Source organism: Streptomyces sp. NBC_00086, assembly GCF_026343255.1.
Taxonomy (GTDB): Bacteria; Actinomycetota; Actinomycetes; order Streptomycetales; family Streptomycetaceae; genus Streptomyces.
Genome location: NZ_JAPELZ010000001.1, coordinates 8,190,153 through 8,201,009, shown reverse-complemented (window position 1 = coordinate 8,201,009; position 10,857 = coordinate 8,190,153). Strand labels below are relative to the sequence as shown.

Annotated in this window: 12 protein-coding genes; 6 read left to right on the top strand and 6 right to left on the bottom strand. The window is 73.0% G+C overall.

What is annotated here, in order from left to right; translation table 11 throughout:
• The first annotated feature begins 240 nt into the window (after positions 1 to 240).
• Positions 241 to 1,101, top strand: coding sequence for a class A beta-lactamase (bla, locus tag OG276_RS37080; protein WP_266913444.1), 861 nt, complete (start codon positions 241 to 243; stop codon positions 1,099 to 1,101).
• Between the two features lie 102 nt (positions 1,102 to 1,203).
• Here the strand turns inward: bla and OG276_RS37075 are convergent, their stop codons facing one another.
• Complete coding sequence (locus tag OG276_RS37075) at positions 1,204 to 2,109, bottom strand: D-hexose-6-phosphate mutarotase (protein ID WP_266912421.1); 906 nt, start codon at positions 2,107 to 2,109, stop codon at positions 1,204 to 1,206.
• A 301-nt stretch (positions 2,110 to 2,410) separates the two neighbouring features.
• On the opposite strand from OG276_RS37075, the gene OG276_RS37070 reads away from it, so the two are divergent.
• Together OG276_RS37070 and OG276_RS37065 are read left to right on the top strand one after the other, a co-directional pair.
• Positions 2,411 to 3,340, top strand: coding sequence for a hypothetical protein (locus OG276_RS37070; RefSeq protein WP_266912419.1), 930 nt, complete (start codon positions 2,411 to 2,413; stop codon positions 3,338 to 3,340).
• 138 nt (positions 3,341 to 3,478) lie between these two features.
• Positions 3,479 to 4,105: a DUF4230 domain-containing protein gene (locus tag OG276_RS37065; protein ID WP_266913442.1), complete on the top strand. Its 627-nt coding sequence runs from the start codon at positions 3,479 to 3,481 to the stop codon at positions 4,103 to 4,105.
• A gap of 19 nt (positions 4,106 to 4,124) precedes the next feature.
• On the opposite strand, the gene OG276_RS37060 is transcribed toward OG276_RS37065, so the two are convergent.
• Positions 4,125 to 4,862 (bottom strand): cyclopropane-fatty-acyl-phospholipid synthase family protein, encoded by a 738-nt coding sequence (locus tag OG276_RS37060; RefSeq protein ID WP_266912417.1) that lies wholly within the window; start codon positions 4,860 to 4,862, stop codon positions 4,125 to 4,127.
• Positions 4,863 to 5,042: 180 nt separating this feature from the next.
• On the opposite strand from OG276_RS37060, the gene OG276_RS37055 reads away from it, so the two are divergent.
• Both OG276_RS37055 and OG276_RS37050 read left to right on the top strand, forming a co-directional pair.
• Positions 5,043 to 6,335, top strand: a complete 1,293-nt coding sequence (locus OG276_RS37055; RefSeq protein WP_266913440.1) for a 2-isopropylmalate synthase — start codon at positions 5,043 to 5,045, stop codon at positions 6,333 to 6,335.
• Positions 6,336 to 6,348: 13 nt separating this feature from the next.
• Positions 6,349 to 7,014 (top strand): hypothetical protein, encoded by a 666-nt coding sequence (locus OG276_RS37050; RefSeq protein ID WP_266912415.1) that lies wholly within the window; start codon positions 6,349 to 6,351, stop codon positions 7,012 to 7,014.
• 6 nt (positions 7,015 to 7,020) lie between these two features.
• On the opposite strand, the gene OG276_RS37045 is transcribed toward OG276_RS37050, so the two are convergent.
• Both OG276_RS37045 and OG276_RS37040 read right to left on the bottom strand, forming a co-directional pair.
• Positions 7,021 to 8,085 (bottom strand): oxidoreductase, encoded by a 1,065-nt coding sequence (locus OG276_RS37045; RefSeq protein WP_266912413.1) that lies wholly within the window; start codon positions 8,083 to 8,085, stop codon positions 7,021 to 7,023.
• 128 nt (positions 8,086 to 8,213) lie between these two features.
• Positions 8,214 to 8,912: a beta-glucanase gene (locus OG276_RS37040; RefSeq protein ID WP_266912411.1), complete on the bottom strand. Its 699-nt coding sequence runs from the start codon at positions 8,910 to 8,912 to the stop codon at positions 8,214 to 8,216.
• A gap of 194 nt (positions 8,913 to 9,106) precedes the next feature.
• Here OG276_RS37040 and OG276_RS37035 point away from each other — a divergent pair, with 194 nt between their 5' ends.
• Positions 9,107 to 9,760 (top strand): GNAT family N-acetyltransferase, encoded by a 654-nt coding sequence (locus OG276_RS37035; protein ID WP_266912409.1) that lies wholly within the window; start codon positions 9,107 to 9,109, stop codon positions 9,758 to 9,760.
• A 21-nt stretch (positions 9,761 to 9,781) separates the two neighbouring features.
• Here OG276_RS37035 and OG276_RS37030 read toward each other — a convergent pair whose 3' ends face one another.
• Positions 9,782 to 9,976 (bottom strand): hypothetical protein, encoded by a 195-nt coding sequence (locus tag OG276_RS37030; RefSeq protein WP_266912407.1) that lies wholly within the window; start codon positions 9,974 to 9,976, stop codon positions 9,782 to 9,784.
• A gap of 10 nt (positions 9,977 to 9,986) precedes the next feature.
• Positions 9,987 to 10,802, bottom strand: a complete 816-nt coding sequence (locus OG276_RS37025; protein WP_266912405.1) for an N-formylglutamate amidohydrolase — start codon at positions 10,800 to 10,802, stop codon at positions 9,987 to 9,989.
• Between the last annotated feature and the right edge of the window lie 55 nt (positions 10,803 to 10,857).

Here is a 10,857-nt window from a genome sequence, read left to right as displayed (position 1 = left end):
CCCGTACCCCCTTCGGGGGAAGGTGACCGGACCGATTCGGCCCCCGGATCGAAGGCCTGGGGGGCGTCGAGCGCCGCTTTCCGGAAACCCGCCGTTTGGAACCGTCGCGGAGGGACATGCGTGGTGAATGGTTGAGATCTTGGTCCGGAGAGGAAGAGGACGACCGTGAACACCACTGGGAAGGCCCCGTCCCGACGCGCCCTGCTTGCGTGGGGCGCCGGAGTGGCAGTGGCAGCCTCGATGCCGGTGGCGGGCGGGAGTGCCCTGGCCGCCACCCCGTCCCCCGGCGGCAGCGCCGGGATCGCGCACGCGCTGGCGGACCTGGAGCGGGAGCACGCCGCCCGCCTGGGCGTCTACGCCCACGACACCGCCACCGGGCGCACCCTGCGGTACCGGGCGCAGGAGCGTTTCCCCATCTGCTCGGTCTTCAAGACCCTGGCCGTGGCCGCCGTACTGCGCGACCTCGACCGGGACGGGGAGTTCCTGGCCAAGCGCGTCCGCTACACCGCGAAGGAGGCCACCGCCTCCGGGTACGCGCCGATCACCGGCCGGCCGGAGAACCTCGCCCATGGAATGACCATCGCGGAGCTGAGCGACGCCACGATCCGCTTCAGCGACAACGCCGCCGCCAACCTGCTCCTGCGCGAGCTGGGCGGCCCGACCGCGGTCACCCGCTTCGCCCGCTCGACCGGGGACGCGACGACCCGCCTGGACCGGTGGGAGCCGGAGCTGAACAGCGCCGAACCCTGGCGGGTCACCGACACCACCACCCCGTACGCCATCGGGCGGACCTACGAGCGCCTCGTCCTCGGCTCCGTACTCGAGCCGGCGGACCGGCGGCGGCTCACCGGGTGGCTGCTGGGCAACACCACGGGCAGTGAGCGGCTGCGGGCCGGTCTGCCGGAGGGCTGGACGGTGGCGGACAAGACCGGCGGGGGCGAGTACGGCACCAACAACGACGTGGGCATCGCCTGGCCCCCCGGGCGGCCGGCCCTCGTCATCGCCGTCCTGACGACCAAGCCCCACCCCGATGCGCCGGCCGACAATCCGCTCATCGCCCGGGCGGCCGCACTCGTGGCCACGGCCCTGACCGAGCGGTGACCCACCTCGGCCGTCCCCGCTCGCCCCTTTCTGGCCGCGCTCCCTCCATACCGCTCTCCCCCTATACCGCTCCCCCTCGGCCCGCTCTCGCCGTCCTCTCTCTCATTGCTCCGTCATCCGAAGTTCGACCGACAGTCGACCCGGCCGCCCCTCTTCCGCCACGAGCGGCCGTCCCACCCGCGCGGTTTCCGCACACACGAAGTGCCGGTGCTCCTGCGGCGCGATGTCGGCCATGCCCCGCGCGAGTTCGGCGCCCGGATTCCAGACCACCACGTCGCTGTGGTCGTGGTGGGCGAGGGCGACGATCCTGCCCAGCACCTCGTCCCGCACCGTGGTGACGGGCGCCGGCACCGTCTGGAACCGCTCGACGTGGTCCACCGGGGTCAGCGTGCCGTCTTCGTCCTCGTAGCGGCGCCGGGTGAGCCCGTCGGTGTGTTCGGGGCCGAGGCCCGCGAGGTGTGCCCGTCCGAGGTCGCCGATCCGTACGTAGGTGTGGAGGGCGGCCGTGGCGGTGTGGTCGCCCCGGTCCTCGATCTCGATCAGGCAGGTGTCGGTCAGGGTGTACCGCGCCACCAGGACGAACTCCTCGGGCCACAGCGCGCGGGTCGCCGGCGAGGGACGCAGCGTGCATTCCACGACGACCCGGTCCGCGTCCTCCTCCCACGCCGTCAGCTCCCAGTCGGTGGTCCGCGCGAACCCGTGCGAGGGCGAGCCGGCGGGGCCGGCCGGGCCGAACCACGGCCAGCACAGCGGGACGCCTCCGCGCACGGCGGTTCCGCGCCGCCACAGGTCCGGATCGGCGGACCACAGCACGCCGGGGTCGTCGGCGCGGGCGGTGGCGGGGCGCCAGGTGACGAGCTGTCCGCCCTGGATGCTCAGACACGCCTGTCCGGCTCGCGGGTGGTCCACGACGAGGACGGGGAAGTCCGCGTACCTGCGGCGGGTGAGGGCCGGGGAGAGCTGCTCCTCGACGGGCAGGGTCCGGAACTTCTCGAAGATCTGATCCATGCCCCGACCTTCCTTCACCCCACGGAGCGGGTCAAATCATCGCGGTTGGGGAGGGTTGACCTCTTGGAGGGGCTCGCGGTCGGTGCCTTTCCATCGCCTCGCTCCTGATCCATCCCCTCAGCGCTCCGCACCGGCCGCATACGTCCGGCCTCCCCTACCTGCCCGGGTTGACCTCCCGCCCCAGACACCGCGGGGCCGACCTGCGGGCGACGACGGCCCTGTGACGACAGGGCGTACGGCCCCCCTCGGGCGGACCAATGGCGGCCCGGGGCGCGGGTGCCCGGTGGCTAGGGTCGTAGCCATGACCACTCAGCGAATCCTCGACCTCGACCGCGACGCGCTCGCCGCCCTGCGCGGCCGCGATCTGACCCGGGCGGTGGCCGCCGCCGAGGGCCGCACCATGGTGGCCGAGGTCTTCGCCGAGCGCGCCGCGCTCTCCCCGCACCCGGACGGGCGGGGGGTGCACAACGCCGAGCTGGTGGCCGCCTTCGGCGCCGACATCGTCATCCTCAACCTCATCGAGCGCGCCTGGGACGGGGAGCGGCTCGTCATGCCCGGCCTCGGCACCTTCACGTCCTTCACCGACCTCGCCCGCCTGATCGGGCGCCCCGTGGGCGTGAACCTGGAGCCCGGCGACGTCCCGGAGATCCGCCGCGCCACCTCCGAGCACGCCCGGCGCCTCGTCGACATGGGTGCCGCACTGCTGTGCATCACCGCCAATCCGGGAACGGGCGGCACCTACGACGGCATGGCGCGGGTCACCGAGGAACTGCGCAAGGGGCTCGGTGACGACGCGGCCCTGTGGTCGGGCAAGATGCACCACGCGGGCTGCCCCGAGCGCGTCACTCCCGCGCGGCTGACCGCCCTGGTCGACGCCGGCGCGGACGGCGTGGTCGCCCCGCTGCCGGGAACCCTGCCGGGCGTGACCCGCGAACTGGCCGCGACGGCCGTCGCCGCGGTCCAGGACGCGGGTGCGATCGTCATGGGCGCCATCGGCACCAGCCAGGAGGGCTCCCACGCGAACGTGGTGCCGCAACTCGCCCTCAACGCCAAGGAAGCCGGCTTCGACGCGCACCACTTCGGCGACTCCTACATTCCCGGCATGTGCGACCCCGAGGTCATGTACGCCTACTCGGTGGCCATCCGCGGCCGCCGCCACACCTGGAACCGCATGTCCTTCACCCCGGGCCGCTCCGCCCACGCCGAGGCCGCGCCGGGCGGCAACTGGTAGCCCTGGCGGCGGATCCGGCCCCGTGTCCGGCCGATCGTTCGGAGAATGGGGGCCGCGTCGGGCGGGCATCCGCAGGGCATGGACAACTCATCGCACGACGCGGAGCGCGAACCCGCACCGCGAAGAGAGTCGCGGCGGATGCCGTGGTGGGGACGGGCCGTTGCCGGGCTGGCAGTGCTGGCGGTGGTCCTGGTGCTGGCCGGGCGGTTCAGTCTGCTGCCCGGCTTCGGCGATCTGTTCCGCGAGGACACCGTGGACCGCTCGGGACCGGTCCTGCTCAAGTCCATTCAGGACATGCACCGTTACGAGGGAGCCGCCGGCAACTTCCAGGTCGTCGTGGACCTGGAGAAGGACGCGGCCTTCCTGCCGGATTCCATCCGTGGAACCCGGACCCTCTACGTCGGAGCGGGTTCCGTGAGCGGGTACGTGGACCTGGGCGGGCTCGGCGAGCAGGCCGTCACCGTGAACGAGGAGCGCACCAAGGTCTCGCTCCGCCTGCCCCACGCCGTCCTCGGGACGGCGGCGCTGGACCTGGACCGCTCGTACGCCGTGTCCAAGCAGCGGGGACTGCTGGACCGGCTGGGCGACCTGTTCACCAACAATCCGGCCGGTGAACAGGCCGTACAGCGCCTGGCCGTTCAGCACATCACGGAAGCGGCGCGCGACAGCGGCCTCGTCGAGCGCACCGAGAAGAACACCACGACGATGCTGGAGGGCCTGCTCCACTCCCTGGGCTTCCAGGAGGTCACGGTCGGCTACGCGTGACGCCGCCGAGCGGGTTGGTTCAGCTCGGCGTCCGGCACAGGACCAGGGAAACGAAGCCCCAGGAATCCCGGTAGGTGCGCAGCCATTCGGTGCGGCGGTCCGTGGCCGTCGCCAGCACGTGCGCGCTGTCCGGATCTGCGGGGTGGTCCACTGCCCAGGAGGCCAGCGACCCCCAGCAGGCCCACTCGTAATCGTCCAGTTCGCGGCGGGTGCTGACGTGCCCGTGGACGGGGGTCCAGCCATCGGCGACGACCTGGTCCACGGTGGTCGCCAGGTCGGCCAGGTCCCCGAACATCTCGACGGCCTCCGGGGACGGGGAGCGGTCCCAGAATCCCTCGCCGATCAGGACCCGACCGCTCGGAGCCAGATGCTCGCGCGCGGCGGCGAGGGTGGGCAGCAGACCGCCGAAGGCGTGCGTGGCCCCGACGCTGAGCACCAGGTCGAACGGCTGCGGGGCGGCGAAGTCGGCGGCTTCTTGCCGGTGGAGGACCAGGCGCTTTTCGAGACCGAGGCGGCCCGCCGCCTGTCGGGCCTGGGCCAGAGCGTCCTCGGAGATGTCGACGCCCTCGGCGTGCAGGTCCGGGCGGGTGGCCAAAGCCCGCAGCAGCCATTCCCCGCCGCCGCAGCCGAGATCGAGCACCCGCTCGTCCCCGCGCGGGAGGCCCCGTTCCAGAAGCCGGCGTACCGAGTCGTCGTCGAGCGGGGACTTAATCGGGTGGTCGGCATGCGCGATCCTGGAGATCTGTTCACGGTTCACCGGCGCAGCTTGTCAGCCTTCGGAGGCGACGCGCACCTCGATTTCGATCACAGAATCGAACGTCCGAGGATGGGCGGATCCATGGATGCCGAGCCCCCTACGATCGCTCTCAGTGGATCTCCGCGGCGCGCGCGGGCGCGCAAGTACCGCGCTGAACAGGGAGCTTGGACGTTGTTGGACGTGGGTGTGGACGTGGTGCGGGAGTCGGCCGGGGCCGGACGGGTCGTGTTGTTCGAGGAGTCGGCACGGGACGGCGCGCAGGCGAAGACCCTGATGAGCGCCGACTTCCGGGTGCGGCTCGCCCGCGAGCAGGGGGCGGTGTTCGGGACCGACGGCCCCCGGCACGTGGTCTTCGCCGCGGGGTTCCCCTCCGTCTGCGGGCAGGAGTTCGAGGCGACCCGGCAAGTCGCCCTGGAGGCACAGGAGTCGGTGAGTCCGTCCGCGATCTGCCGGGGCACGGTGGAGGACGTACGGCTGGCGCTGAGCGCGGTTCGCGGTGCGGCGCACGGGCGGATCATGGTGATCGTGGCCGCCTCCGAGGCCACCGCCCGCGCCCTGGTGCACACGGACGCCCGTGCGGCCCTGGACCGGGGACTCGACGTGGTCAAGGAGGCCGTGGACCGCGCCGGCGGCACGGCGGTGGACGTGTGCCTGGTGGACGCGCCGCGCGCGGACCACGCCCTGGTGGCCGAGTACGCCGGCCGGATGACGGCTCAAGGGGCGGCCACGATCGTGCTGGCCGATACGGTCGGCGACCTGCTGCCCGGGCAGACCCGGGACCTCTTCCGGCGGGTCGCCGCCGGCGCCGGCCGGGACACGGTCCTGGTCTCCCATCTCCACAACGACCTCGGTCTCGGCCTCGCCAACACCCTGGCCGCCCTGGAGAGCGGGGCGCGGGTCGCGGCCTGTTCCTGGCTGGGCATGGCCGAGCGCAGCGGAATGGTCGCCACCGAGCAGCTGCTCTTCCTGCTCGCGCACGACCGGGCCAAGGCCGCGTACGTCCTGGGGCCCGACTGCGAGCCGTGGTGGACGGAGCCGGACCTCACGCGGCTGCCGGGCATCGCCCGGATGGTGTCCGCGGAGACCGGGGTGCCGCTCACCGTCACCGCTCCGATCGTGGGCACCGGGGTCGCCACGATCTCCACCGGCACCCCTTTCACGCACCCCCGTACCTTCCAGCCCTACGACCCCGAGCGCCACCTGGGACTCGCGCCGACCGTGGTACTGACCCACCTCGCCAGCCGGCGCGTGCTGCGCGCGGTCGCCGAACGCCTGGGCCACCACCTGGATCCGGACCGGACCGGCGAGGCCCTGACCTGGGTCAAGGACCGCGCCTACCGCCTGAACCAGGCCCAGGTCCCCGACGCGGACTTCGCCGCATACCTCGAAGGCCTCACCGCCGCCACGCCCTCGCCCTCGCCCACACCAACGTCGACACCCGCACCCGCACCCGCACCCGAACCCGCACCCTGAACGGACTCACCCCATGCTGGACACCCGCCTTCCGTACACCGGCGCCGCCGCCGACGCCCTGCGGGCCGGAGGGGCCGCCATCCTGCCCAACCCCAGCCCGCTCACCTACGTCGTCGCCGCCACCACCCCCGCGGCCGTCAATGACGCGAAGGGCCGCCCCTCAGGCCAGGAAGTCGCCCTGTGGGTCCACGACGACGCCGTCTGGAGCGACCTCGGCACGGAACTCGCCCTGGCACCGGCCGCGCTCCGCACCACGTTCGCCCTGCTGCGCGAGGAACTGGTCACGCTGCTGGTGCCCGTGCGCGCGCCGGCGCGGCCGTCGCCCTGGACCGAACCCGCGCTCCGCGACGGCCACCTCCTGCTGTTCGGCGCGCACTGGCGGCCGCTGGCCCCGCTGCTGACGGACTTTCCGCACCTCTACGTCAGCAGCGCCAACCGGACCGGGCAGCCGCCCGCGGACTCGGCGGCCCGTGCGACGGCGATGTTCGGGCCCGGCATCCCGGTCGTCGACGCCGACGCGCTGCGCCACGCCGGTACCCCGCACGCGGCCACCACCATGCTGCGCATCGACTCGGGCGGGGACCTGACCCTCGTCCGGCACGGAGCCCAGGACGGGGCACAAGGCCCCGACCCGGCTCTCTACCTGGCCCGGCTGCGGGCGGCGCACGGCGGCAGGTGACGCCGGTCAGCGTCCGCGCACCCCTTCCAGGCGCCCGACCCGGCCCTTCTCCCCCGCAGCCCAGCAGCCGCCGTCCGGCGTGCAGGTGACCGTGTCGAACGACCCCGGGTCGAGCGTTCGCCAGGTCCGGCCGCCGTCCCGGGTCACGTCCGTTCCCGTCGGGCCCACGGCCAGGGCCGTGCGGGCGCCGTACGGGAACCAGGCCGCGCCCGACCGGTAGGCCGGCGGCGGGGTCGACGCCGGGCTCCAGGTGCGGCCCGCGTCCGAGGACACCGCCCCGGCCTGCGGGGAGGCCTGCCCGGTGCGGTAGTCGCCGCCGACCGCCAGGCCCCTCGTACGGTCCTTGAAGGCGAGCGCGAAGACCCCGCGCGCCGAATCGCCCGCGGGGAGGGTGGAGTCGGCGACCTGCCAGGTCAGGCCGCGGTCCGCGGAATGGAGCACCCGCGCGACGGGGCCTCCGCCGGTGGCCAGCCAGACGTCGCGCCGTCCGGCGGAGACCAGGCACTGACCGCTCGCCGCGAAGCCCGCCTCACCCGGCAGCGCGTCCGGCATCCCGGCGTTCGGCAGCACCCGCCAGCTCCGGCCGCCGTCGTCCGTGGACAGGATGCGGAACTTGCCGTCCACCGGGTCGCTCATCGCGAGGCCGTGGCGGGAGTCGAAGAAGGTGAGGCAGTCGTAGAAGGCCCGCGGGTCGGGGTTGCGGAAGGTCTCCGTCCAGGTGGCGCCGCCGTCCTCGGTGCGCAGCACCCTGGAGGCCTCGCCCTCGCCGATGGACAGGGCCACGGCGCGCCGGCCGTCGAAGGCCTCGATGTCCCGCAGCTCCAGACCCTCCGTGACGGCGCCGGGCGGTGAGACGTCGCGCCAGCTGCGGCCGCCGTCGGAGGTGCGCAGTACGGTCCCCTTCGAGCCGGCCACCCAGGCAGTGGACCGGCTGACCGCCGCCAGTCCGCGGAAGCGGGCGTCCTTGCCGGTCTCCTTCAACGCCCAGTGCGCACCCCGGAGGTCCCGTGACTCGTCTGCGGCCTGCGCCGGGGCGGCCACCACCCCCAGCAGCAGAGCCGCCGCGCACATGCCAACTCCCAGAAGTCTCATGGCGCCGGAAGGTAACGCACCCCGGATTCAGCGTCCAGGGCGCGTCCCGGCCACCGGATTCCCCTCGAATCCGGCCGCTTCAGCTGCGTTGCCGCTCTGGAGCAGCCCTAGAGCAGCCCCCGGTGTGTCCGGTAGACCCTCAACTGCGCGACCTCGTAGGACAGCTCCGTGACCCCGGGCTCCGGAGCCGGGTGGTACCTGCCCGCGCAGACCGAGAGGTTGACGATGAGGTACGCGGACCAGCGGCGGCCCACTCCCCTGCCGTCGCTGAAGACGCGGTCGCCGTTGACCCACCAGACGACCGAACCCCTCCCGAACTCGACCTTCAGGTCGATCCACGCTCCGGGCCGGACCGCCGGGTCACGGTGGTAGCGATGCGCCGCCCGGACGTGGTTGGAGAGTTCGAGGAGGTCCGGGTTGTCGGGGTGGTACTCGAAGACGTCGATCTCCTGGCCCCCGTCGCGCCAGGTCCAGATGGCGGGCCAGGCGCCGATCTGCACCGGCAGTTTCACCCGGGCCTCCAGCACGTCTCCGGTGCGCAGCTCGAAGCCCTCGTCGCTGCCCTCGGTGGTGAGCAGCCCGCAGTCCCAGTCGCCGTCGGGGCGCGGTGTCGCCCGGAAGACCCCGGCCCGGCTGTAGGCGGGGTCTTCGGTGAGGTGGTCCAGTTTGTTGTCGCCCGGGTTGACCGGGCCGCCGTCGGGATAGGCCCACGAGTGGCCGGCGATCCACTGGGTGGGAGAGGCGAAGTCGGCGGTGAAGACGGGGGTTCGGCGCGGGCGCGGCAGGAGCCGCAGCCGTTCGATCATGTCCGAGAGCATGGGGGTTATCTGCCCGCCAGGAGTCTCCGCACACCTGATTCGTCACTCATCGTCATCGGGCGAATACTTTACGTTCGACTTCACCCTTGACCGGACGGCCGGCCCCTATGGCCAAATCCAACTCCCGGCACGTAAGGTCTCCTTGGCCATATCAGTCATTACCAGTCAGGGGGCGGGCGGCGATGCCGGACACCAGGATCAGCGAGCTCGTGCAGATGTGGATCGACGGCTGGGTCGTCTCCCGCGGCAGCTCGGACCCGATCGGTGAGCCGTGGGGGTGGACGATCGACGTCGGGCAGCCCCACCACGTCGCCCGGCACGTGCTCCCCGAGCCCTCCGAGGCCGATGTGCGCAAGATCGTGGCCACGACGAGCGCGCCGGGCACCTGGCTGAAGCTGTTCGCCGAGGACCAGACGGTCCTGCCCTGGGTCGGGCCCGGCTGGAGGCTCGACGGTCCCGGCTTCCTGATGACCTGCCACCTCGCGCCGGAGCACCCTGAAGTGCCGGCCGGATACACGCTCACCCATTGGACCCGGGACGGAGTCAGCCGGGTGCTGGTCCGCACCCTCGACGGGCACTTCGCCGCCCGTGGCCAGATCGCCCGGGCCGGCGCGCACGCCGTGGTCGACCAGGTCGCGACCGCCGCCGAGCACCGGCGCAAGGGCCTCGGCGTCCTGGTGATGCGCACCCTGCAGAACATCGCGTACGAGTCCGGCGCGAAGACCGGGCTCTTGGTGGGCACCTCCGAGGGGCAGGCGCTCTACTCCTCGCTGGGCTGGACCACGCATTCCCCGATGGCGAGCCTCTCCTACGAGCCTTCGGACGCCGCTCAGTGAGCTGAACGGGCGGTGTGGACGTCAGGCGATGCCCAGAGCGTACGCCGCCCGGTAGCCGGATGCGTCCGGTGACGGGGTCGGGGTCATCGCGGCGCCCGCGACCGGCCGGCAGCCGGCCGATGCCCGGAGCACGGTCAGGTCGAGGCGGAACGGCAGGCCTCGGTGCCCCGCGATCCACCGCCCGGCGCCCCCCGGCGCCACGTGGGAGTCGCGCATCGGCACCGGGTCACGGGAGCAGGTCGTCCACGAGTTCCGTCAGAGCCGCCGCCAGCGCGGCGAGGCCGGCGCCGGCGGGGCCGCCGGGCTCCGCCATGTACGTGTCGCGGCGGATCTCGACCATCAGCGCGCCGACCCGGTCGTCCTTGCCGTAGTACTTCAGTGGCACGTACGTACCGGCGAAGGGGCTGTCGAGTCCGGTGCCGCCGAAGCCCGCGAACGCCTTCTCGGCGGCGGCCAGAAGGGCGGCCGGGGTGTGGAAGCGGTCCGTGCCCAGGCAGATCGGCGGCCGGTGGCCGTCCCCGTGCAGTTCGTACGGGAGGGGCTGCGTCGGGTACGAGTGCACGTCGATGATCACGGCCCGGCCGGTGGCCTCCAGCCGGTCCTCCACGGCCCGGGTCATCGCGTCGGCGTACGGGTGGAAGTAGCGGTCGAGCAACGGCCGGACGTCGAAGCCTTCGGGGCGCAGGCGCTCCCGGTGGGTGGAGTGCGTGTACACCGCCCCCATGCCCACGGCGAGCATCTCCTCGCGCTCGTCGGGGAACCGCTCGGGGTCGACGACCAGCCGGGACAGTCCGTTGACGAACCGCCACGGCGTGACGGCGCAGCCGGCCGCGGCCGCCGCGGCGATCTCGGCGGTGTGGGAGTCGGTGATGTGGTCGAGCTCCCGTGCGAGCGCCCGGTCGGACAGCTGGATTCCGGGGCGGACGGACTCCGGTATGACGCGCGAGGAGTGCGGCACGTGCAGGATCACCGGCGACGTGCCGGCGCCGGGGAGGATCTCGAAGGGCAAGGCCAAGGGCAAGGGCTCGGGCCGCTGGTTCACATGTGCTCCCCGGTTGATCGATGGACTGCTCGGCTGAGTGCTCGGTCGGGTGTGC

What these genes read in the sequence shown, in the direction of transcription:
- bla (WP_266913444.1), top strand. Translation starts at nt 241, where the DNA reads ATGCCGGTGGCGGGCGGGAGTGCCCTGGCCGCCACCCCGTCCCCCGGC.
- OG276_RS37045 (WP_266912413.1), bottom strand. Translation starts at nt 8,085, where the DNA reads ATGTGCGCGGCGGCTCTGCTGCTGGGGGTGGTGGCCGCCCCGGCGCAG.
- OG276_RS37030 (WP_266912407.1), bottom strand. Translation starts at nt 9,976, where the DNA reads ATGCGCGACTCCCACGTGGCGCCGGGGGGCGCCGGGCGGTGGATCGCG.
- OG276_RS37070 (WP_266912419.1), top strand. Translation starts at nt 2,411, where the DNA reads ATGACCACTCAGCGAATCCTCGACCTCGACCGCGACGCGCTCGCCGCC.
- OG276_RS37065 (WP_266913442.1), top strand. Translation starts at nt 3,479, where the DNA reads ATGCCGTGGTGGGGACGGGCCGTTGCCGGGCTGGCAGTGCTGGCGGTG.
- OG276_RS37040 (WP_266912411.1), bottom strand. Translation starts at nt 8,912, where the DNA reads ATGATCGAACGGCTGCGGCTCCTGCCGCGCCCGCGCCGAACCCCCGTC.
- OG276_RS37035 (WP_266912409.1), top strand. Translation starts at nt 9,107, where the DNA reads ATGCCGGACACCAGGATCAGCGAGCTCGTGCAGATGTGGATCGACGGC.
- OG276_RS37050 (WP_266912415.1), top strand. Translation starts at nt 6,349, where the DNA reads ATGCTGGACACCCGCCTTCCGTACACCGGCGCCGCCGCCGACGCCCTG.
- OG276_RS37075 (WP_266912421.1), bottom strand. Translation starts at nt 2,109, where the DNA reads ATGGATCAGATCTTCGAGAAGTTCCGGACCCTGCCCGTCGAGGAGCAG.